This is a genomic window from Paenibacillus sp. FSL R10-2736 (assembly GCF_038000245.1).
GTDB classification, from domain to species: domain Bacteria; phylum Bacillota; class Bacilli; order Paenibacillales; family Paenibacillaceae; genus Paenibacillus_AQ; species Paenibacillus_AQ phytohabitans.
In genome coordinates this window covers 3,365,668-3,389,472 of record NZ_JBBOBN010000001.1, presented here as the reverse complement: position 1 = coordinate 3,389,472, position 23,805 = coordinate 3,365,668, and the positions used below count along the sequence as shown (strand labels likewise).

Below are 23,805 nucleotides of genomic sequence, written 5' to 3'. Positions count from 1 at the left end.
CTCCATTATTGGTATAATCCAAAGCTGGCCAGCCAGGCGATGAACACCGTAGGCGCACCGGTAAGAAAACGCGAGTAGAGTACTGAAGGAACTCCGACTTCAATCGTCTCAACCTCGGCTTCAGCGAGTCCAAGCCCTACAGGCACGAAATCTGCAGCAGCCTGGGAATTGATGGCGAAGAGTGCGGGGAGGGCCAGATGGGCAGGAATGTTACCTTTTCCGATTTCAACGCCAATTAATGTTCCGATTACCTGTGCTATAACTCCTCCAGGTCCTAGAAACGGGGACAGCAGAGGGAAGGAGCAGATCAGCGATATCAACAGCAAACCCGGAAGTGATCCGGCCAGAGGAGAAAGGAATTTGGCAATGATATCTCCGATGCCTGAAGCATTAATGATACCGATAAGCATGGCTACGAAGGCCATGAAAGGTAGAATCGTTTTAATAACAGTCTCAATTGTTTCCCGGCCGGCCTGGTAGAAGACACCTATAATAGAGCCCATAGCCATACCTACACGGGCAAGCAGACCTTTTGGCTTATGCTGTTCACTAATTTTCTTGTTTGCGCTATACTTAGGTTGTGTAATTTCTTTATCAACGATTTTTTCGGCTTGGGCTGTATGGGGTGTTGCAGCACCTTCATACGGCTCAATGTTCGAAACCTTAACCCCTGAAACATAGATATCTTCCGTAATATGTTTGGCTAAGGGTCCGCTTTTGCCGGTCGGTAGCAGATTAATGGTCAGGATTCCTTTTTGCGGATAGAGGCCACATCTTAAGGTTCCGCCGCAGTCAATAACTACACAAATGATTTCCTGCTCGGGGACACTAGTTTTGAATCCATCCACCAGTTCAGCACCTGTTAATTCTCCGATCCGTTCTGCGATTGCCGGCCTTGTTCCTCCCGTCACGTAGACTACTTTGTTCTTCACCTCTGTCGGGGTGATAATGAGTGGTCCGCCAAAACCGCCGGGTCCGGCTGATACCCTCACTGATTTGTAAGTCTCCATTTCATTTCTCCCTCCTTCCTAAAGATTCACAGTCTCTTTTAATTTGACACTTTGCTGCTTCGATACATAAGCTGTGGTTAAATCTGTGACCCAGCCTCTGAGGAAGTTCGTTACTATACCCACGAGGAAGTAGCGTACTGCTAACTCCGTAGTATCGAGTCCCAGAGTGGTTATGCCAGCCGCAATGCCCAGAAATACGAATAGTTCGCCTGGATTCACATGTGGAAACAGTCCGTTATGGGTATGGCAGGAATAAGAAGCTGCGGCATAATAGCTGGGTTTATATTTCTCTGGCAGAAATCTTCCCAAAGATAAGGTCATCGGGTTCGCCAAAATGAAAGTACCTATGACAGGAAGGACAAAATAGCGTGTGAAGGGATTCCTGGCTGATTTACGTGCGACTTTTTCAACCTTATCCTGACCAATCAATTGAATCAGCGAGTTCATGGCTACCAGCAGCATAATAAGCAGGGGAATAATTCCTGTGACCAGGCTCATAAACGTTTCACCGCCGGCACGGAACAAATCCATGAATCCTGAAGCCAAATTTGTAACTACATTCATACTAACCTCACCTCTTTTATTTTTTTGCGGGCATTAACCGCTCAAGCCAGGATTGTCTGACCTTAAGCTCACCCCCCTTCAGGATAATATCGCAGTTGTTCAGCGCATCCATGATGGCGGCACGGGTCAGCCGGTTGCAATGGAGTATATCTTGCTCAGTCAATCCGAGCAGATGCCGGCCTTCAAATCCCTTGAGACGTCGTACCCTGGAAAAGACTGTAACACCTTGCATTTGAGCGGCCTGCAGAATTCTGGCATCCTTATCAATGGCGAACATCACCACTGTTCCGGCTCTGAATTTCCCGGTTTTTTTGCCGATGGCTACGCGTCCGAGTCTTCTAAACTCTGTATATTTTTTATTGAAATTCCTGATTTGCAAAAGTCCCAGCATTCCCTGCAGCAGCCAGGCGAGAGCGGCTATTATAATCAGTAAGCCCATCCGGATCATTCCCCCCCGTAGTAGTGTTAAACAGCTGCATTCCCGGCCAACCGAAGCACCTCGGCGGCGGTCTCTTCGTTGGTGACCAGGGCATTGATATATTTGCCGCGGATGGCTCCAAGAATCGAAGGTGCTTTCTCGACGGATTCGGCCAGTGCCAATGTAAATCGGGTATCACGCAGCCGTTCAAGCGGAATGGCAATTGTACGCTCGGCCAGCTCCGAATTCACCACATTTCCCAGTGAATCATAGAACCTAGAACAGATATCACCGACAGCATCATGGCTGTTCAAATGTTTGATTTCCTTATCTCCCAAAAAGCCGGTCCAGATCATATTGGAGTTGCTGATGGGGGCACCAATACCAACTACTGCAACGGTAAGCTTATCCCATAGATCATTGATTTTCCGGAAGTAGTTGGAGTTAATGATTTCATTCCTGGTTTCCTTGCGTTCGAGAACAGCCGCTGCATCAATCATATGTGCTTCGCCGCCAAAATCCGTTGCGATGCTGTAGACGATTGCATTGACGTGATATTTGGTGTCCATATCTCCTGGGCCTCCAACAAGAGGTACAAAATGCGCCGATCTCTGCGGACAATCGTTAAATTCCCCTATAAGGCTGCCCATCGTTCTTCCCCAGGCAAACCCGACAACATCCTCGTCTTTAATCAACTTGCTCAGCAGTTCAGCACCGGCTTTGGCAACAGATTTAATTTTGTCGTTACCGGACATGCTATCTCTGGAAGCGACGATAATCACCTTCTGCAGACCAAACAACTGCTTGAGGCGGTTCTCCATTTCGGAATGGGTACGGTCCTCATCTATAATGTTGATCTGCACAACGCCTTCATCCCGTGCCTTTTTGAGCAGACGGCTGATGGAGGTACGGTAGATCCCCAGACGTTTGGAAATATCACTCTGGGTCAAATCCTCCAGGTAATACATCTTCGCGACCTGAACCAATAATTTCTTCTCTTCTTCATTCATTTGATTAGCCTCACTCTCGTATAACCTGCACAAATGTGCTTATTTATTTAATCAAATGTGCATTAACTTGGGTTTAGTATACGCTTACAGTTAATTCCCGTCAATATCATTGCCATAATTTTTTACGATTTTCGAACCAATTTCTGCAGATGAGCATTCTATAGTATTTCTTAATTCCAAAATGAATGAGAGAAGCAATTGAGAATGCTCATGATAGGCCGTCTATAAGAACGACTTCAATATTAAATATGAGAAATACTGGAACATGATGAAGAACCCTAACGACGGTCTAAGGGGTCCCGACAACATTTTAATGAAAATATACGCTAAGCCCTCGTATGTAACCGGCTTAGTGTTTTTTCTTACTCTAAGCCACCCGGATGGCCATGCTTCACGCGCCTTCTATATGCAGAAAGTAAATGACGATGGTTTAGCAACGAATAATGATCTAAACGGAAATGGAACGGCTGAATACAACTTTTCCATTCAGAACACGGCAACAAGCTATTACCGTAAACGGGCTGCAGGCAGGGAAGCGGTATCGTTTAATGGTTGTAGATTGGGCCGTCGCCGGTAATATGGGGCAATATCATTATATTTACTTTACGACGAACCAACCACCGGCTGCTGATTTTGATTGCTCACCTAAACCGGTCTATAATGGTGACGATTTTAAGCTAAAAAACCTATTTGTTTCGGACGGAGATGCGATGACGTACTCCTGGATGATCTCTGGACAAGCAGGCTACTACAACAAATCCTTTACCACAAACGACGTCACGATACCAGGCTCAGTAACTAAGAATCATGCCTCACAAGTATGTCGTTTCGTTACAGGCGACAGATGCACTTGGTCTGGCCAGTGAAGTGAAAAGTAAGACGATTATGGTCAATGAGCTTGGCATATTGGCAACCGTGACCCATACACCCGAATGGGAGGATACCGGTACGTGCTCCACAAAAGCGCAGACCGTGAGAGCAACAGCTAAGTATTAAGCTCGACCGATAAAATAGCCTGGTTCGGTTATATTGGAAAGGAGATCGCGGATGTTGAGCTGGAGACCATCTCAAACGGGGATTACGTCTTTAGCTTTGTGGACACCTACTAAGGCGAAATTAATGTTGAGTTAACTGTCTGATAAAAATAAAGTGTTTTCTTTGTGCTTTGATTAAGATAGGGTGCCTTTTTAAGCATTACATGCTACCCGCATACCCAATCCATCTCACATGCCCAATCGCTAATTTCTCGCAAGGCCTGAATATGTTCCTCGATAAGCTTGTTTAAAAGGTCGAACTTGTCTTGGTAATGGAGACAAATCGTAGCGCGGCGTACATTCCCTTATCAGAAATATCCTGTATGGTAATGTCATCGAAGCTATTTTTCGACATAAGTTCGATTACCGCTTTCTTAATGGCATCTTGCGACTTGAGAATTCTTCTGTCTATTATAGGCATTCTAGATGTATCCACCTTTTCCTGAATAATTGACACATTTAAACGGTATGTCGATTAATCGACAAACCAAGGGTTTTTAACGATTGAATCCAATTGAATTTGGTTTATTATATACACATGTCGATTAATCAATCAACATCGATTAATTTATTATGATACGAGGTGAGTATAGTATAAAAAATCATACGATGAAAATATACATGCTTGCTTTCATCAGTTTTTTTGTGTGTACCTCGGAGTATGTAATCGCAGGTATTTTGGACAACATTTCTCAGTGGGCTCATATTTCAGTGGCTGCGGCTGGACAGTTGATTACTGTATTTGCGTAGCCAATGCCATTGGATCACCACTATTCGTCATAGCGACAGCAAAATTAGACCGGCGGAAACTTATGATTTTAGCGCTCTGGATCGTTGTGATTGGAAGCGTCATGACGATTATGCTCCCTGGTTTTGGCTTTCTGATCGTTTCACGAATCGTTCTGGCTATCGGCGCAGGTGTTTTTGTCATTGCCGTCAAAACGATAGCTGCAAAGCTCGCGGCACCAGGCAAGCAAGCCGGAGCGATCGGCACGGTCATCCTCGGATTCAGTGCAGCCTTAATCGTCGGTGTCCCGATCGGCCGGGTTGTGGCTGCGGTATTCGATTGGAAATTTATTTTTGTGGGCATTGGCATTCTTAGCATATTGGCCGTTTTTGCGGTGTGCCGAATGATCCCGGCTACAGAAGGAGAAGCTGCTGTTCCGCTTCGGAAGCAGATTGCCCTTATGAAAAGCCCGATGATATTGACGGGTTTCGGATTCACTTTTTTCTGGCAATTGGGTTATGCCATTCTTTGTGCCTATATCGTTCCATTCCTGCTTAATGTCACCATGATGGGAGGGCATCAGATTAGTCTGGCGCTGTTCATCTTCGGCATCGCGACTTTAGTCGCGGACTCGATTTGATGACAAGGGAGCTATTGACGCTTTGCATCCTGTGTGCGCTTGGAGGCGCCGATGGACAAGTCAAGGCACATTTACAGGGAAATATAGGCCATGACAAGCAAACCTTGATTGCTGCGATTACCCAATGCCTTCCCTATATAGGCTTTCCGCGCACACTAAATGCATTAGCCTGCGTGAATGAAATCATTCCTGAAGTTTAAGTTTAATAAACCAACCATTCAAAGGAGTCAAAAACATATGTTTAACGAAACGTACGAACTATCTAACGGTGTAGTCATTCCCAAATTAGGACTTGGCACCTGGCTGCTTAACGATGAACAGGCTGAACAGGCTGTATGCGATGCGATATCGATCGGATATCGCCATATCGATACGGCTCAGGCTTATGCGAATGAAGTTAGCGTGAGTAAGGGAATCCGTTCCTGCGGCGTCAACCGAAAAGAACTTTTCATTACGACAAAGGTTGCCGCAGAAGCAAAGAGCTATGATGCAGCCACGCAGTCCATTAATGAGTCTCTAGCTAAATTGGGTCTGGATTACATTGATCTTTTGATTATTCACAGCCCACAGCCATGGAGCGAGTTCCGTGAGGGGAACCGTTATTTCAATGAAAATAAAGAAGTATGGAAAGCCATGGAGGATGCTTATAAAGCAGGCAAAGTTAAGTCCATCGGTCTTTCTAACTTCCTTCAAGACGATGTGGAGAATATACTTTCGAACTGTGAGATCAAGCCTATGGTCAATCAGATCTTGGCACATGTAAGCAACACACCATTCAAGTTAATTCAATTTTGCCAGAAGAATGACATCTTGGTCGAAGCATATTCACCAATCGCACACGGTGCAATCCTTGATCATGCAGAGGTTAAGGCAATAGCAGTGAAGTATGGTGTATCTGTTGCTCAGCTTAGCTTGCGATACGATATCCAGCTTGGTCTTGTAGTCATCCCAAAGACGGCAAATCCGGACCATATGAGAAACAATGCAGAGCTTGATTTTGTGATCAGCGTTGAGGACATGAAGACTTTGAAGCAGATCGAGGCTATTCAGAACTACGGCGAGCACAGCTTCTTTCCGGTCTTTGGGGAGAATAATAAAGTAAATTAATCAGCAGATACTCATTTTGATTGAAATTGGAGGATGCGAAATGGCTAAACATGAAGAGGTCCAAAATGGCGTGATTTTTTCCGTGGGAGAGAAGAACGAAGCTTTTGCAAAATATTTTGTTGGACAGAGTTACCTGAAATCGTTGGTTGCCGATCCTAAAGTTAATGTTGGCGTTGGGAATGTGACCTTTGAACCCGGCTGCAGAAATAACTGGCATATCCATCGAAATGGGTTTCAGCTTTTATTGATAACTGGTGGTGAAGGCTGGTACCAGGAAGATGGGAAAACTCCCCAATTCCTGAAAGCCGGCGATGTTATTGTTACCCATGATGGCGTGAAACACTGGCATGGCGCTACAAAAGACAGCTGGTTTGAACATATTGCAATTACTGCGGGCACACCAGAATGGTTAGAGCCCGTATCAGATGAGGAATACAACAAACTTTAAGTGAAGAAAGCACCAGGAAACCCAAGCTGCCGTTTCCTGGTGCTTAACAAATTATGTTAGGACTAATTTAGCAAAAATGGAGTGGATTAGACAGTATGAGGCAAGTAATCGATCAACAAATGCAAACCGGGGAAAGGGCTATTTTAAAAGTAAAGGTCTTAATATCACGAATTCTGTTTTTGCTGATGTGTAAGAGGACAAGAACATAAACATAATAAAATCCACGCTGGGCGTGGTTTTTTTGATTTATGGATACATGTTCTTGTCCCGAGCAAAGGACAAGAACATGTATCCATTGCCGAAAATGGACAAGAACATATATCTATTGCCGCAAGAAGCGGAGAGAGGTTCTAAGGAGACATTTTGATGTTTATCAAAGTACACATCAATTCAGGTGCATTTACCCAGATACCGAGAGAAAGTCTTCTCCTAATCTGGGGACAGTTGTAAGCAGTCAAACAAGTAGTTCATAATGTGGCTGTCCCAAGCAGCCATTTCATGGCTTTTGGGACAACCCTGATTTTATAAAATGTGAACCGGAATATTTTCTCAAGTATTAGGTAATATAACAGATGTCGTTCAGAGTTAAGTAAAAGACGATAGAAGTCCCATATTGACAGGTAAATAACAGTTGTGTTACGATATTTCCGCAATCATAGAAATATACATTACCCTAGCCTTTGCGGCAAGAGGAGGATATTTAGATGCATCAAGAAGAAGACATCAAACAAGCTGCCAAAGTGCACAAAGCATTAGGAGAACCGATCCGCTTAAAAATCACTATCATGCTGGCCGAGGGTCAACCCTTGTGTTGCCACGATATGGGTACAAGGTTAGGCAGGGTTCCAGGCTCTACGCTATCTCATCATCTGAAACAATTGACAGAATGCGGACTTCTCGAATCGAGCAAGGAAGGAACTTATATTTACTACTCGTTGAACCGGGAGGTCGCTAAACGGTATTTTCCAGAGATAGAATCATAATTATTTGACCATTATTTCCATGATTTTAGAAATATAGAATATTAAATAGGATGTGGCTAAGAGAACATGGTTAATAGCTGGAAAATGAAAGTATATATGCTGACTCTTATCAGCTTTTTGGTGGGCACTTCACAATATGTGCCCGTAGGTATTTTGGATAAAGTAGCTGCTTCCGTTGGCGTATCGGTATCTGCCGCTGGTCAACTAGTCACCATATTCGCACTTGCAAATGCCCTTGGAACACCGATTGTTATGTTGGCTACAGCAAAGATAGATCGGCGTAAACTGTTGATGATTGCTCTCGCAATAATCGTTATAGGTAGTGCTTTGACCCTGGCTCTTCCAGGTTTCGGGTTTCTAATGGTTTCACGTGTTGTACTTGCAATTGGAACAGGCGTTTTTCTTGTTACGGCCTTTTCCTTCGCTTCAAAACTGGCGCCCCCTGGACATCAGGCCGGTGCCATTGCTACGGTTACCACGGGATTCAGTACAGCTCTTATTCTTGGAGTACCTATCGGGCGTGTAATCGCTTCAGCTTTCGACTGGAAGGCTATCTTTTGGGGGATCGGTGTCCTATGTTTGCTGGCGATCTTTGCCGTAGCACGGACAATCCCAGCTACCCAAGGGGATGCTCCAGTACCACTTAGTAAGCAACTCGCTCTATTGAAGAATCCAAAGATTGCTATTGCTCTTAGCGTCACTTTCTTCTTATTTATCGGATACGCGGTGTTTTATACGTATATTACGCCGTTCCTGAATGCCGTCTCGCCGATGAGCGAACAGGCAGTGAGCATAACTCTGTTTGGGTTCGGGATTGCAACCATGATCGGTTCCAAGCTTGGTGGCTTTATGGCAGATAGAGTAGGAATTACTCGCACTCTTGTCGGCGGGATGTCCATAAATGCTGTTGTCCTCTTATTATTGTCTACAATTGCCGGCCCGTCAGTTATCACCTTACCTTTACTCATGCTCTGGGCTATCGCTTCATGGACGTCAGGACCTACCTTGCAATACAATCTTGTTTCACTCGCTCCCGAAGCTTCTGGCATTATGCTTAGCTTAAACAGCTCATTCTTGCAACTTGGGATGGCGGCTGGTGCGGGTATCGGAGGATTGGCCACTGGTGGTTTGTCTATCCAATCAACTAGTTGGATTGGTGCTGCTGCAGTCTTAATTGCAATTATTACTTTACTCGTTTCAGTAGGTTCTTCCCGTTCAACTGTACAAATTCAAAAAGGGCAGTCCTAATATTCTTAAACCGTGTATATCCATACCACACCGAAATGAAATCATAATTAAAATGACCCGATCTTTTCAATTTTTCGCCGATTCTATCCGAGAGGTGCTAGGTGTATCTGATCAATTAAAATTGCTTTTGGGAATTTCATTCGGTTATCCCGGCAAAGAATCCCCGGTGAATAATTACCAGATGGGCCGTGCTCCACTTAATGAGAGTATAACTTTTCACAGTTAACAATAAGTCACTATCTATCACAATTTGAGCGGGGATACGGCATTGTTCGATTCAAAACTTTGTAAATGCACTCAAGAGTTTGTTATAGCAAAGGAGTGGAAAGATGAATAAAAGTAAACATATGCAAATCGCATTGAACTTGGTTTCGGGTTACGGTGCAGAGCCCAGTGCTTGGAGATATCCTGGCAGCATTCCAGCGGCGTATACAAATATCAATCATTTTGTGAAGTTGGCCAAAATAGCTGAAAAAGGCAAAATTCAAATGATCTTCATTGCCGATTTCCCTGCATTAACAGTAGATCTGGAAACAAAAAACCCAACATCTACATTAGATCCAATGCTGGCATTAATGGCGATAGCTCTTGAAACAGATCGAATCGGGCTGGTTGCAACTTTATCAACGACCTTCAACCATCCTTATAATATAGCTCGTCAATTTAAAGCTTTGGATGTAATTAGTCATGGACGTGTGGGATGGAATGCCGTAACAACATCGAGTCCTGTAGCAGCTGCGAATTTTGGTGTCTCTGTATCTGAACGTAAAGAACGATATGAAATGGCTGATGAATCCATACAAATCGTACAAGCATTATGGGGAAGTTGGCATGAAGATGCCTGGACGTTAGATGTAGACAATGGTCAATACGCTGACATGGATAAGATACAGCCAATTAATCTATCTGGGAACTATTTTGCTTCTCGTGGTCCATTGCCTATCCCGCCTTCTGAGCAAGGCCAGCCGGTTATTTTTCAAGCAGGCGGTGGGAGAGAAGGTCTAGAACAAGCGGGTAAGTTTGCTTCTGGAGTATATCAAAATCCTTTTGATATTGAGTCTGCTCGTTCTCATAGGGAATTGATTCGTGAAAGTGCTATTCGGCATAATCGTAATCCTGATGCTGTCAAACTATTTGCCGGATTTATGTTCTCTATTGGCTCAACAGCAGAAGAAGCTTTGGAGCGGAGAAGGAAGTTAATGCATCTTGCTCCTGAAGAAATTCCAAGCAGGGTCAATTATCTGGGAGCCATGATCGGATTGCCGTTATCTGTGAATACAATAGATATTGATCAATCCATTCCAACAGAAATGCTAAATCGAGCGTATGCAAGCCCTCATGATCCGCGTTCTCCAAGAGCTCTGCAACTGGCTCAACAAGGTCTTTCCATCCGGGACATTTTAGCGCATGGTGTGATAAATTATCATCCGGTTGTTGCAGGTACTCCAACACAGATAGCAGATTTTTTAGAAGAATGGTTTTTGGCAGGAGCATGTGATGGGTTTTCTATTTCACCGGATGTCGCAAATGATGGCGTTACCGATTTTGTTAACCTGGTGATTCCGATATTACAGGAACGAGGTTTATTCCATGAAGATTATGAAGGTAGCACTTTACGTGAAAATATGGGAGTTCCATACCAATATGGAATTGATTCGATCTCAATACCATCATATTAAGCATTATTAGAAACTGATCTACAATATGACCGCAAATAAACTTAACTGTACATGTTTGCGGCCATTTTGTATGCACGATTGCGTTTTCCATCCTAACGGATGTTTAAACATATATTAAAAGTGAAAAAAATCACAAAAATGGAGGTATTATTATGTCTTTAAAGTATCCCGCTTTATTTAAACCATTCTATATTGGAAAATGTAAAATTAAAAATCGTGTTGTAATGTCCCCCATGCATATTACAGGCAGAATGGATGAAGATGGCATACTAACAGATGCTGCAATTGATTATTACGAAGTAAGAGCCAAAGGCGGCGCTGGACTGATCATTACAGGTGGTCATAATCCAGATTGTGACCTAGTGGAGCATTCCCCATTTAAAAATCCTACCTCATTTGTAAGCCAAACCAAAAAATTAGTGGACAAGTTACATACCTATGATACAAAACTATTTGTTCAAATTGGCCTAGGGGCGGGGCGTGTTAGTTTTCCCGACAATATTGCCCCAGGGAAAAATAATTTGGCTGCTCCCTCTGCTATTCCCAATCGTTGGAATCAAGATATTTTATGTCGTGAAGCCACCATTGAAGAACATCTAAGCGTAGTTAAGGGATTAATTAGTGCAGCGGTATTAATTAAAAAATCAGGTGCAGATGGTGTTGATATTGCCGGTATATACGGTGGATATTTCACAGATCAGTATGCAACAAGAGCCTTTAACTTAAGAACAGACGAATATGGATTTGAACAAAATGGCGAAATTAAGATGCTGATTGATACTATAAAAGGTATAAAGGCAGCTTGTGGAGAAAATTTCCCGATTTCTGTCCGGGTATCTCCCAAACATTACATGAAGGCTATTGGGCAGGGCGCATTACCGGGTGAAGCTTTTGAGGAAATGGGCCGAGATATTGACGAGACAATCCGATTAACAAAGCAAATTGAAGCAGCCGGTGCGGATGCCATTTTAATTGGAAATGGATCTTATGATTCTTTTTATTGGCTGTATCCGCCTATGTATCAAAAGGATGGTTTATGGCTTGAAGATGCCAAAAAAATTCGTGATGCTGTCGACCTTCCTGTTATTTGTCCAGGGAAAATAATCACCCCAGATTTAGCTAATGAAGCTATTCAATTAGGGCTGGTTGATGCAGTTGCCTTGGGTAGAGCACTGCTCGCAGATGCAGAATGGGCCAACAAAGCAAAAGAAGGTAAGGATGAAGATATCCGGCCTTGCATCGGTTGTGAAACAGGCTGCATTGGACGAATATTTAGAGGCCAACCGCTTACCTGCTCAGTAAACCCTGGTTTGTTTTATGAAACATCAGAACCTGTTACCCCTGCTATAACAAAGAAATCCGTGACTATCATTGGCGGAGGAATTGCGGGCATGGAAGCAGCTCGAATTGCACAAACCCGTGGTCATCATGTCGATCTATACGAAAAATCAGATAAACTCGGTGGAGCAGTCATTGCAGCAGCAGTCCCTGATTTTAAAGATGCAGATAGACGGTTATTAGATTGGTATATTCGAAGTCTTGATCAATCGGGAGTTACTATTCATCTTAATAGTCCCATGGATCTTGAGAAGGTAAAACGGTTGAAAGCTGACGAAATCGTTATAGCTGCAGGTGCTATTCCAAGAATTCCGCCAATTAAAGGACTAAACAGAGAGGAGGCAGTGACAGCAATTGATGTTCTTCTAGGTCATAAAAAAGTTGGTGAAACCTGTGTGGTTATAGGCGGAGGACAAGTGGGTTGTGAGGTCGCTGTCTGGCTGCAAGAGCAGGGCAAACAGGTTACAGTGGTCGAAATGTTGGGTGAACTTATGACTGGTGGCGTTGAGCAAATACCGATCCCTAATCGGTTGATGTTAATCGATATGGTCACATATAATAAAATTCAAGTTAAATTAAACTCAAGAGTGGATAGCCTTGATGGTAATTTCGTAAATCTTATAACGAAAGATGGAACGGAAACGATTGAAGCGGATACCGTTATTATCTCTGCAGGATTTAGTGCTAATGAGAGCCTATATCATGCTATAAACGAAGAGTTTTCAGTAAAAGTCTGGAATATTGGTGATTCCAAAGTTCCCACAAATATTGAGAATGCTGTTCGGGATGGATATGCAATTGGAAGAAGTATCTAAAGACCAAGGAAAGGATCTCACATGATTGAGGTCCTTTTCATTTTCAGAATGAAGTCATGTATCTATTGCCGAAAATGGACAAGAACATGTAACTATTGTCGATTTGATAAGTGTCTAATTTTGATATGTTCAAAAAATTACATTAATTTTAGAGCGAAATTTGTTCGTAATGGACGACTTTTGCTGATTAACGAATAAATGCATTTAATCTGCTGTTGGCAACCAAAATCCTCTTCAGTAAATCACCACAATATACCGACATGATGCAAAGCCCTCACAACTTCTTTCGCATACAGCTAAATTGTAAAGATAAAATTTATAGTATTTAAAAGAGCTCCATAAGGAAGTACTCATATTTACTTATCAGGAATGTAAAATGCTAACTGTGTAAGTATTATAAGGTGAAACACCATCTATTAAGAGAACTTTTCAGAAATTCAGAATGCTGAGTGACTTCCTAGAACGATAAATATTTTAGCTGAAAGACCGATTTAATCCATAAAGATGTATAAAAATAGGTCAACCGAATCTTGGTGATTGTAACACAATTCGACAAAAGAATTCTAAATCAGTTGATATACTAAATCTATGAGAGGTGGAACTATGCTAGAGGATCATATATCCAAATTATTAATACACTTTTGACTGTGATGGAGGAACTATTCATGTTAATAAGGCCTAGACTAAACGATTTTCATAACCTTTCATTTACACAGGAAGAAGTTGATTTCGCCATTCCTTTTTTAAATGAAGATATACCATTATACTTGGATCCATTTTTATTATGGAAGTCACCATCTTTGCAAGACAATTCCTTACATACCGCTATTTCAAATTCTTTCAACCACTTGGGCTACCTTATAAAGAAAAGTCAAACAAAAGATGCCCTGGATATCCTAATGAGATCCTCTGAATGTACTGAAGCTGGGATGGGTTCCTCAGCTAATAGAATAGGAATGAAAATTGGTGAAAAGACAGCAACTTCAATATTAAACCTTTTTTTAAGTGTTCCTCAATTATCAAATAACGGCTTTACTCATTTTGAAGAAATACAGCTATACATCGATCAAATTTCTAAGGATAGAGTGAGTGACATTGCTTGCAACTTTTTAAAGTCATTCTTAATAGATTATACAATTCAACAAAGTGAATCACATCAGGTACCTATTGAAAAAGTGAGAATTTATGATCTATACGATTACAAGAAAAATTTATTCATAGAAGAAGATACCTATTTGCCAATAAATCCCGAAACAAAAAAACCGATTCTGTTTGTTCCAAAGCGCTGGCTTAGGTATATTCCTTGGATTAATTATGAAGACTATTTTAATGGTTATTTTGTGAAAGAGATATTACAGGGAAAAGATGCCCCGCCTTCAAGAGTTGAAATTCTTGAATATAATCGAAAAAACTATGATGTAGTGCAAAGCTACATTAAAGAAAAAGAAAGAACTCTTGATGATTGCAAAAACGATCCTTTGTTCAAGCAAATTCCAATATTGTCGGCAAAGAGAAAATTAGATTCCATTATTAAATTACCATCTGGAAAAACAGATAATTCTGATAAAAAGTATGAAGATTCCATTTGTCTAGTTATGGCCTCAGCACTTTATCCTCATTTGGATTTTGCTGAAGCACAAAGCAGAACTGATTCAGGGACACAAATAAGAGATTTGATTTTTTATAATAATCGGTCTTATGATTTTTTAAAAGATATATATGACGATTTTCAAACACGTCAAATTGTTATGGAATTAAAGAATGTCGCAAAAGTTGAACGAGATCATGTCAATCAACTTAATCGTTATCTAACGGAATCTTTCGGTAGATTTGGAATTCTCGTTACTAGAAACCCTTTACCAAAATCGATTTTTAAAAATACGATTGATCTATGGTCTGGTCAAAGAAGATGTATTATTGCACTAACAGATGAGGATCTGAAAATGATGATATCGGTGTATGAAAGTAAACAGCGCCATCCGATTGAAGTAATTAAAAAAAAATATTTGGAGTTCAGACGCAGTTGTCCATCATAATATTTAAAGGAGAGGTTTAAAATGATCAATGTTAGCTTTTTTGAAAAAACACAGGCACAGCTGCAAGGTTTGTTTGATGAAATTGGAACTCTATCTAAAAAGAAGCCGGATGATGCTATCAACAAGTTTAAGCTCAAAATCATTAATCCAATATTGTCACAAGCAAATGATTTGTTGGATAAAGAATATAAACCCTTTTCAGATTTTGAATTTTTTGACGACGAGAGTCTTCCAACAAATAGTGATGTTTTATTGATTTTATCACAGTATTTGAATTGTTTAGAAAAACTTAGGGCTGATAATATTGTCCAAAATAATATACGTTGGTTCTGGAAAAAGAATGGAGTTAAGACTGACATACCTACGGCTCCCCCAAAGAAAATATCTTGGTAATTATTAAAAAGGAGAAATTAATTATATGTCATATAATAACAAAACTAATTTACCGACAAAAGAATTTGTAAGTAAATTTGAAATGTTCGCACCCATGTTAGATTCGGCGCTATTGGAAATGCGTGAGTTTTCAAAAAAGAAGCAAGACGGAATATTGAATCCATTAAAGGTAAGAGTACTAAACCGACTCTTAGTGGACATTAAAGATTTATTGAGTTCAGATCATAGCATTACCTACCTTGATTTGTTGGATGATGAATTGTTACCACAAAATAGTGATGCGGTTCTAATTCTCGGTCAATTCAAAGCAGCAATGGAACAATTTAAGGCGAAATACTATGGTTATGATAACGGGATTTATCGTTGGAGAACTGTTGAAAGACCATGATTGATGTTCAATATATAATAGTGGAATTCATGTCTGAAGGAAACTCTCTTTAATTAGCTTTTAGAAGTGAAAATGAATCTCTAAAATGAATATACGAAAATTAATAATCCATAAAAATCGCTTATCGCTTTAATCCACCCAGTGTAAATGAAACCGGAATCGCTTTTAGTAAGGATTCCCGGTGCACTAGTGTGCCCCCTTATGTCCGCTCTAATGTCAATATAACTATATATACTCGGGTGAGTGCACTTATGTTGTGGAAGATAAAACGATAATATTGAAGGAGGGTGAAGTATGCGTTTTTGATAAAGACGTTAGGGGCAAGTTCTTATGGATAAGGTTAATACCCAGAAGAGAAAAGATGAGATTAAAGTCCTAATGGACGAATTGTTTGAAGATTAAAGAAAGGTCTAATATCAAAACTTTTAAAGGATGATCAACTATGTCTCGAAAGAAAAACCTATGGGAATGAATATGGACAGCTGCTCAATCTATGGCGTGCTAGCTCAAGCTTTCTCTATGATATTAGAAGATATAAAACTGGGGAAATCAATAGATAATCACACTTTGAAAATAGATTGCATAAATCTTGAGAGACAACTGGAGACAGAATTTGAAGAGCCATGTCTAGATTGTGATGGATGCATGTCATTTGTCGAGAACAGACGGATAGTGTATGGTTACTTGTTTAAAAACAAAGACCAGCAATGGGTAATACAACAGTATCAACATGTAAGAAAAGCAAGAGGCCGGGATCAAATTCTCAGACACTTGTCATCGATTGAGATAACGCCTGAGGATTATTGCAGGCGCCCATTCATCACGAACAATAAACCGCTTGTATATTTAGACCATAATGTGATGGACAAATTCCATAAAGAAGAAGAAAAGTCGAAAAGATTAGTTCCTGGCTATGCAGAAATCCAATACGTCTACAGTCCTTCCCATCTCGAGGAAATTAAACGGATGAATAATAATGAAGAGGAAAATAGCGTAATATCAACAATCCGGGAAATCACTTCTTCGCTCTTCATTTCCCATTATGAAGGTAGCGAATTAAGTCTTGCCTACGAGGACCCCGATTATGGTATTCGAAGGGTAATGAAAAGTGAGGTATCACCGGATGTCGAAGCATACCGCGTTATTACCACTGATGACCGTAAAATATTTCATCCTGAACGTACGTATCAAGTCTATTTAAGAAGTTTAACTTACGACCAGGTGTTTAACCATCGGACAGTCGCCGCGATTAGTGAGAAGTTTCAAGATTACGAACTCACCGACGAGAAGGGACGCTTAAAACAATTTAATTACGTTCATCAAGCGATACATGAACTTGTTAAAGCGTTGGATAATCTAGGATACAAGACTGATAAGAACCACTCAATAAAGAGCAGTGCACATGATATAGAGCATATGGCTTACGCAGCCGGTACGGATAATTTTGTAACCATGGATCAAAAGCTTAAGGATCGCTCTGCTCTCATATATCAAAGGCTCGGCATCAGTACAAAAGTTATGGATTGGAAAGAGTATATGGAGTACGTAGATTCTTCGAACATAGTATAAGAGAGAAATTTTATGCAGCAAAGACTCACGGGATTAACGAGGCCGCTCTCATAAGGTTCAATGATAAACCATCATTAATGCGGTTGGAATGTCTTTCTTTGACTATTTGGAAGAATCCCAAGTGTTTATATTGTTGCATGAGATCAGACATTGAAGGCAAGTCAGGTGAAGTTGTAACCCTGCTCTTCAAGACACTTCCTGATCTGAGTGAATTGGAGAAAATATGCACCTTGATATAACAAATTTACTAAAGGAGACAACAGCTTAATTCCAGACGAGCTTGAAGTAGTCTTTGAATTCGGAACTATAACGCAGCGCAGGGACTTCAACATTCCAGAAAATTCTTAAGCCACGTGGTTTCTCGAACCGTGTGGCTTTTTTGTATGCCTATCCCGTCTCAGATACTATAAAAAATGAATACTACATATCAAGATTGTAGTACTTAAGTTATAATTGAATGCTCTTTTAAAAAGAGGGTATTTGTCGATTATCCAGGTTACCGTTTCAAGTTTATCTCGATTGCTAAGGATGCGGATAAGCTCTGCGAAACAAGTTTTACCAATCCACACAACGCTGCTTTTTCCCCTTCAGATGATATTGTAGATGTTAGTCTTTACTAAAAACTTTGTACAATATGAAAATCAACAAGCAACGAGAGGTAATTGAGTTTGTCAAAAAAGAACTTGGAAATGATGTTGAAAGTTGATACCTACCTTACGACCATCATAAATTCACTTGCAAGCGAGAACTTAACGAACTGATAGATTTGACGAGAAACATTGTCGGATGATGAATTTGGTCAGACAGGTCACCCACTGCCCGATTTTGGTGGGATGAGTGGTTCATTTGCTTATTCGTATCAAAGAGAAGATACTGAAAATCAGTTTCGATTACTAGGTATATTATCTAATGGGAATAAAGAAACAGGTTTTTTATGGGTCATACCTATAAATGAAGTCGTTGAATATTAGAGAAGGAGTTCTTCGGTAATTAATGGGGTCGAGCAGATTGCTGCTCGGCTCTTTACATTTTAAGTGGAGTTAAGCTTCTATAGGTCTTTCACCCTACGGGAGAAGGAATACAGTCATATTTTGGCGAATATTTACAGGTGAATATTATACATGCTGGAGGTAGTTTATGGCTAAGAAAGAGCGTTGCTTCTGTGGAAGCGGGAAGGCTTCGAAAAATTGTCATCGGGTCTCTTCTGACAGTCGCGCGGCACATCTATTCAAACTTTATGATCAAGTTGATACTACAGTTGAATCATACTTTAAGCTTAATGAGAATTCCCACCAGTGTTTTTCGGGATGTAATAATTGTTGTAGCGATTTCTTTACAGTTTCAGAAGTTGAACTTGAAATAATCATGGATGAAATTCATACTACGTGGACTGAGCAGGAAATTATCAACCTATATAAAAAGGTGATGGACAATGTCAGGGTTTTTCAAGCTGAACATCCAGATTTAGATAATGCAATCCTGACTCAGCTTGATTACGAAGGCGACCTAAGTAGTAAGTTCAAGTCTTTTAAAGGTGGTAAAACAAGAACAAGCTTCCCGTGTCCCCTTCTTAATAAGGAAGATGGAAAATGTTCAGTCTATAACAAACGCCCAATGGTATGTAGAACGCATGGTACAACTCATTTTGAGCTGGATGAAATGCTAAGCTCAATTGAGAGTACAGTGTGTGAATATATCCCGAGTCGATTACAAAATAATGTAATTACTCCTGATGTATCTGACTTACAGAGAAAGTACGAGGAGACAGTCAATGTCACTTCTAAGATGGGGTCGCTTTATATTCGGAAAATGCCACTATTTTACGGGATTCATACTTTAGCTTTGATGCAGCGATATAACCCTACTAAGCCAATGGTGGTAAACAGACACAATTTAGATATGTCGATTCAAGAGAGTAATTTTATGCAGCTTAAAAGAGCAGCAGCTATTAAGTAAGTGACAAGGGAGTTACTGTATGGGACATGGAAAGCAAATATTTATAAGAAGAAGTCGCAGCAATAACAAAATGAAGCTGAATAGAGATGAATGGGATTATTACTTCAACCTCGATAATGTCAGAGTTCGAGTAAAGGACTTTGATTTGAGTGGTAAATCAGTCAGCTTTTATTTTCATGCTGGTAATTGTCATGTTTATAAAGATTCCTCGAAGGGGTGCTCATTATTTCTTCAAGGTTTAGTTGATTTAGAAAAGCACAAAGATACAGATAAATCGAATCCCAAGCATTGTCCATATGTTAATCAGTTAATGCAGGAAGAGCCGGATTGCATGTTTCCGATTAATCTATACAAATATAAATGTGGTCACTACAGTACAGGTCAAGGGCAGCACAGGTTTTGTATTTCTGGCACATTAAGCAGACCCATTCCGGTAGTCATTTTGGGGTTCATCTATCATATGAATTGTGGTTCATGTTCAGAGGAAGGTTACTATACACTCAAAAGTTTTTAATTCAGTTGAAGGGAGTGATAATTCTCATGTATACAATAAATCTGTTTGAGTCATCTATGCACTCAAATCATCTGAACAATAATACATACATAAAGTTAGAGTTCGATTTGAGAGTTTCTGAAAACATTCATTTTTCCAATATCATGATGTCGGATCAAACACTCAGACTACAAAATATTTTAGACATACAGGTATCTGCTAAGCTTAACTCCACTCTTTTGAAGAAAGTTGTTGGTGAAGTCCAACCTAATATTAGGGTGTTTAATCAAAGCTCCGGTTACAGGGAGTGGGAGTGGATTTTTGATTCAAATGATATTTCTGCTCTCGAAAGAGTTCGATCCGGCGACTTATACTTTACTGTTGAAGTAACGGCGCTTGTCGAAGTACGGGAGAATGGAAATAAGTTTATTGCTGTAACTGGTAATCAGCAAATAAAGATATCTGAATCGGACTGGATTCGATTTCTACAATATTTTGGCTATTCCACAAAGTACGGAATAACCCTTCCTGCATCGTTGTTAAACGACAAGAGTTGGATTCAGGCATATGAGCAGCTCGATGTTGCTCGTGGGCATATGCAGCGGGGTATGACCTATGATGCCCTTCGGCAGTGCCTCTCAGTAATTGAATCGTATACTGATGTTGGAAACGGTCGAGGGGGACCATACAGCCCCAAATTATGGGAGGACTTCCTAAGTGATATTACGGAGCAGAAAAGAGATGGAATTAATGGATTGCTAACCGGAGTATCGACTTACTTAAATAAAGTTGGGCATCATCGTAACTCAAAAATAAAAGATAACGGAAACCTACCTGCTGTTCCTATTGACCAGTATGAAGCTGAGCTAATGATAGGTGTATCTCATTTAGTAGTAGCATATTTAGAAAGACTGAGTGGGGGAAATTCAAATGAAAATTAAAAAGGTGAAAATCCAAAACTTTAAGAGTTTTTACGGGGAATTCGACTTAGAACTTAGTGAAGGAATGAACATCCTAGTTGGCAACAACGAGGCAGGGAAAAGTACCATTCTTGAAGCTATTCATTTAGCACTCACGGGGCTTCTTAATGGTAGACAAATCAAAAATGAGTTAACACAATATTATTTCAACAATAGAGTTGTTGGTGAATATTTAACGAAATTGGAGCAAAGACAAAGTCATGAGCTACCATACATATTGATTGAAGTATATTTGAGTGGTGATGATATAGCGTTGTTTGAAGGTAATGGTAATAGCAATCGTGCGAAGGAGAGCGGGATCGCACTTAAAATTTGCTTCGATGAAAAGTATCAAGCTGAGTATGAACAGTTAGTAAGTAAGGGAGACGTAAAGACACTTCCAATTGAATATTACGATTTGGTTTGGTCTACATTTGCCAGGGAGATAATAACGCCAAAAAGTATCCCACTAAAGTCTGCGATGATTGATTCATCAAGTAATCGATACCAGAATGGCTCTGATGTTTATATTTCCAGAATTGTTCGGGATAATCTTGAGCCCGAGGATATAGTTGATATTTCCCAAGCACATAGAAAAATGCGAGATAATTTCATGGGTTCTGAGTCAATTCAGAAAATTAATGCGAAAATTCAAGAAACTGCTGTTCTAACCGGAAAGAAAGTTGAACTTTCTGTTGAGCTGCTTTCTAAGAATGCTTGGGAAAACAGCTTAGTGATGTTTATCACTTCGATATTCAACACCTTCATACTGGATATAGGGCTTTTTACCAAGTTGATATTTGGCATAGATATTGTGAAATTTACAAAAAAATCAATTTGGTCACTAGCTGAGCCATTAGCCAAACATAAGTATCCGATCGAATCTTGGTTTTATCAAAACTTACGTTGGTGTAAACGTTGTATCTCAAATGGATATCATAGTTGGCTACATCAATTTAAACTATTGCAGAAATGCTCATTTCATAACTGTGATTTAATAGATGCATGCCCTAAATGTAACCGGAAAATTCCTTTTCTTTTATCAAACAAACAGATGGGAGAACCATTTACTTGTAAATGTTCATATAGAATGGGAGACTTTAACGAATCACTTTGGTCTACGTGGAATAGAAAAAGCCAAATTATCGATGAAGCTACTTTACTCTGGCTTTCGAGTAAAATTCATCTTGATGATAGATACCTTTTAGTCCCAGAAATGAGTAATATAAATCTATTGGTTAAACCAATCTCATTTTTTTTAAAAGTACGTGCCCATCAAGATGAAAAGCTTGTCTCGATAGATGATTTTTATTTTGAAAAGAATATTAGTAAATATCTATACAGGAAAAATGCTGCTTCCTTTCATACACTTGATCGATACATTCGTAAAAAACTAATTAATCATCATTACCAATGTATTAGACAGTTTGAACAACTTTTAAAGAATGAAAATGATGAGTTTCCTGAAATCTGTCCAATTGCTTATGCATACGTGAATTGGAAAAAGGGTGTTTTAAAAAAGGAACACTTTTATAGAGATACTATGAGAAATAAGATCCCTTTAATTAGTGGCCGATATGGGTATGAATTATTAACGGCTTCGATAACCGAAGAATTAAAGAACATATTAGTGGGATTTATAATGAAAGAGGAGAAGGGAGTTAACATAAAACTCTTAGAATGGATTCAAGAACAATGCACCTATCACTTTTGCTTGAACTATTTTTTTAACTGTTTATTATTTTCCAGTTGCATTCTAAAACAAAGAAAGAAAACGCTTAGTTGGGATAAAATACTCAAAAAGACAAAAGAAGAGTTTAAACTAGTAGTCAGATATACCGAAAAACAGGCAGTTGGTCGACTGAAAAATATTCTGACATTAGAAATCATTACGGAAAATAGAAAAAGTAGCTATTTCACAGGAAATATATGTCCTAACAATAGCACAAGGAAAAAAAGAGCCATTTCTAAGATGGAATCGTTCATTCCACTAGAACTGGCTATTGACGGTACAAAAAGAAAACAAATAAATTATGTGAGAGCATATATTAATAAGCATGATTAGATCCAAGTTATATAAAGTCCCAGTAAAACAACCGATTTGTCACGGTTGTTTTTTTCAGTATATAGGATTTCCTCTGCAAGTGTTTTTACAAAGAGGGGCTTGCTTACGACAATAGATACATGTTCTTGTCCTTTAACGATATATGTTCTTGTCCTCCGACATGATGGCGAGTCCTCAAATAGATAGAGGCTTTTAGTCTTCATACATACATATGTACAAAATACGGGTTTTGTGAAGTAGTACTAAGTAAATAAATAAGACCAGCCTAATTCAAGCTGTTTCGATCCGTTTTTGCATCTGATTTGGCTCATTGTACTTATGTACTTTTAATGCTGATTTGATCCTCTTATCTTTACATAGATCGATTAATAAATTGTTTTTGTATTTCCTTTTATCGGCATAACACTTTTCATTTAGTTAGTACCGTCATTCAAATATTGATAATGTTTATGACGTTCTTAATTAGGTTCTGCTTGATGGTCTGTAACTCGACCACCTGAATCATCCCGTGAATTCTAGGTTATTCATAATAGTCTTAACTATAATTCTGAATCTCAGTATCATAATTCGGGCTGATTTATTTAACTCTTGTCATATAGTTCTAAGTTAGTCCTGTTGCTAACCACATCTTCAATAAAATTCCCACCCCCGCCCTCATACCAATTAATTATCATATTATGTAATTTATATATCTACGCTATTTCAAAATTATTTATGGAATTCATAAGTCCACCCACAATACAAGATCCCTCACCCATTGGAGATGGCGTTGCCGTCTGATTTCCCAGAAAAATATTGTCAAATCCTTAATAATCATGTCATTATAAGTAGGTTCGTATTATAAATAACATTAAAGGGAGTGTGTATTTGAGTCGGTTTAATCTAGTTCTCATCTTTGTTTTATCCATCATGATAGCTTTTCTCC

General features: G+C 39.7%; 21 protein-coding genes and 1 pseudogene. 17 read left to right on the top strand and 5 right to left on the bottom strand.

Translation table 11 applies throughout. The annotated features are described in order from the left end of the window. Positions 1 to 5: 5 nt before the first annotated feature. The 4 genes from srlE to NSQ73_RS14635 are packed head-to-tail and all read right to left on the bottom strand — an operon-like array spanning position 6 to position 3,002. Positions 6 to 1,010, bottom strand: a complete 1,005-nt coding sequence (gene srlE, locus NSQ73_RS14650; RefSeq protein ID WP_042219936.1) for a PTS glucitol/sorbitol transporter subunit IIB — start codon at positions 1,008 to 1,010, stop codon at positions 6 to 8. A gap of 18 nt (positions 1,011 to 1,028) precedes the next feature. Beyond that, positions 1,029 to 1,574: a PTS glucitol/sorbitol transporter subunit IIC gene (gene srlA / locus NSQ73_RS14645; RefSeq protein WP_340986996.1), complete on the bottom strand. Its 546-nt coding sequence runs from the start codon at positions 1,572 to 1,574 to the stop codon at positions 1,029 to 1,031. A 16-nt stretch (positions 1,575 to 1,590) separates the two neighbouring features. Next, positions 1,591 to 2,013, bottom strand: coding sequence for a transcriptional regulator GutM (locus NSQ73_RS14640; protein WP_340986995.1), 423 nt, complete (start codon positions 2,011 to 2,013; stop codon positions 1,591 to 1,593). Between the two features lie 26 nt (positions 2,014 to 2,039). After that, positions 2,040 to 3,002 (bottom strand): sugar-binding transcriptional regulator, encoded by a 963-nt coding sequence (locus NSQ73_RS14635; protein ID WP_340986994.1) that lies wholly within the window; start codon positions 3,000 to 3,002, stop codon positions 2,040 to 2,042. Positions 3,003 to 3,809: 807 nt separating this feature from the next. Here NSQ73_RS14635 and NSQ73_RS14630 point away from each other — a divergent pair. Further along, positions 3,810 to 3,998 carry a hypothetical protein gene (locus NSQ73_RS14630; RefSeq protein ID WP_340986993.1) on the top strand — a complete coding sequence of 63 codons (189 nt, stop codon included), beginning with the start codon at positions 3,810 to 3,812 and terminating at the stop codon, positions 3,996 to 3,998. A gap of 217 nt (positions 3,999 to 4,215) precedes the next feature. On the opposite strand, the pseudogene NSQ73_RS14625 reads toward NSQ73_RS14630, so the two are convergent. Further along, positions 4,216 to 4,457: pseudogene (locus tag NSQ73_RS14625) on the bottom strand (TetR/AcrR family transcriptional regulator); the annotation flags it as partial. 226 nt (positions 4,458 to 4,683) lie between these two features. Between NSQ73_RS14625 and NSQ73_RS14620 the strand changes: the two are divergent. From NSQ73_RS14620 to NSQ73_RS14545, 16 genes are all read left to right on the top strand, one after another. Then, on the top strand, positions 4,684 to 5,403 hold the full coding sequence (locus NSQ73_RS14620; RefSeq protein WP_340986992.1) for an MFS transporter: 720 nt from the start codon (positions 4,684 to 4,686) through the stop codon (positions 5,401 to 5,403). Beyond that, the gene (locus NSQ73_RS14615; RefSeq protein ID WP_340986991.1) at positions 5,403 to 5,603 is read left to right on the top strand and encodes a carboxymuconolactone decarboxylase family protein; all 201 of its coding nucleotides are present in this window, start codon (positions 5,403 to 5,405) and stop codon (positions 5,601 to 5,603) included. Before NSQ73_RS14620 ends, NSQ73_RS14615 begins: the two co-directional genes overlap by 1 nt. A gap of 37 nt (positions 5,604 to 5,640) precedes the next feature. After that, entirely contained in the window at positions 5,641 to 6,510 is an 870-nt protein-coding gene (locus tag NSQ73_RS14610) for an aldo/keto reductase (protein ID WP_340986990.1), read from the top strand. A gap of 40 nt (positions 6,511 to 6,550) precedes the next feature. Continuing rightward, positions 6,551 to 6,958 carry a cupin domain-containing protein gene (locus NSQ73_RS14605; protein ID WP_336100961.1) on the top strand — a complete coding sequence of 136 codons (408 nt, stop codon included), beginning with the start codon at positions 6,551 to 6,553 and terminating at the stop codon, positions 6,956 to 6,958. Positions 6,959 to 7,662: 704 nt separating this feature from the next. Next, entirely contained in the window at positions 7,663 to 7,941 is a 279-nt protein-coding gene (locus NSQ73_RS14600) for an ArsR/SmtB family transcription factor (protein ID WP_340986989.1), read from the top strand. 66 nt (positions 7,942 to 8,007) lie between these two features. Beyond that, a complete protein-coding gene (locus NSQ73_RS14595) occupies positions 8,008 to 9,189 on the top strand; it encodes an MFS transporter (protein ID WP_340986988.1) in 1,182 nt (393 codons plus the stop codon). A 329-nt stretch (positions 9,190 to 9,518) separates the two neighbouring features. Further along, positions 9,519 to 10,868, top strand: a complete 1,350-nt coding sequence (locus NSQ73_RS14590) for an NtaA/DmoA family FMN-dependent monooxygenase (RefSeq protein ID WP_340986987.1) — start codon at positions 9,519 to 9,521, stop codon at positions 10,866 to 10,868. 152 nt (positions 10,869 to 11,020) lie between these two features. Next, positions 11,021 to 13,021, top strand: coding sequence for an oxidoreductase (locus NSQ73_RS14585; RefSeq protein ID WP_340986986.1), 2,001 nt, complete (start codon positions 11,021 to 11,023; stop codon positions 13,019 to 13,021). 665 nt (positions 13,022 to 13,686) lie between these two features. Continuing rightward, on the top strand, positions 13,687 to 15,057 hold the full coding sequence (locus tag NSQ73_RS14580; protein ID WP_340986985.1) for a hypothetical protein: 1,371 nt from the start codon (positions 13,687 to 13,689) through the stop codon (positions 15,055 to 15,057). 21 nt (positions 15,058 to 15,078) lie between these two features. Next, positions 15,079 to 15,450, top strand: a complete 372-nt coding sequence (locus NSQ73_RS14575) for a hypothetical protein (RefSeq protein WP_340986984.1) — start codon at positions 15,079 to 15,081, stop codon at positions 15,448 to 15,450. A 25-nt stretch (positions 15,451 to 15,475) separates the two neighbouring features. Continuing rightward, entirely contained in the window at positions 15,476 to 15,838 is a 363-nt protein-coding gene (locus NSQ73_RS14570; protein WP_340986983.1) for a hypothetical protein, read from the top strand. Positions 15,839 to 16,306: 468 nt separating this feature from the next. Further along, complete coding sequence (locus tag NSQ73_RS14565) at positions 16,307 to 17,407, top strand: hypothetical protein (RefSeq protein WP_340986982.1); 1,101 nt, start codon at positions 16,307 to 16,309, stop codon at positions 17,405 to 17,407. A 1,137-nt stretch (positions 17,408 to 18,544) separates the two neighbouring features. Then, positions 18,545 to 19,363, top strand: a complete 819-nt coding sequence (locus NSQ73_RS14560) for a YkgJ family cysteine cluster protein (RefSeq protein ID WP_340986981.1) — start codon at positions 18,545 to 18,547, stop codon at positions 19,361 to 19,363. A gap of 19 nt (positions 19,364 to 19,382) precedes the next feature. Next, a complete protein-coding gene (locus NSQ73_RS14555; protein ID WP_340986980.1) occupies positions 19,383 to 19,877 on the top strand; it encodes a hypothetical protein in 495 nt (164 codons plus the stop codon). Positions 19,878 to 19,903: 26 nt separating this feature from the next. After that, a complete protein-coding gene (locus NSQ73_RS14550; RefSeq protein WP_340986979.1) occupies positions 19,904 to 20,797 on the top strand; it encodes a hypothetical protein in 894 nt (297 codons plus the stop codon). Then, positions 20,787 to 22,880, top strand: coding sequence for an AAA family ATPase (locus NSQ73_RS14545; protein ID WP_340986978.1), 2,094 nt, complete (start codon positions 20,787 to 20,789; stop codon positions 22,878 to 22,880). Before NSQ73_RS14550 ends, NSQ73_RS14545 begins: the two co-directional genes overlap by 11 nt. Positions 22,881 to 23,805: the final 925 nt, after the last annotated feature.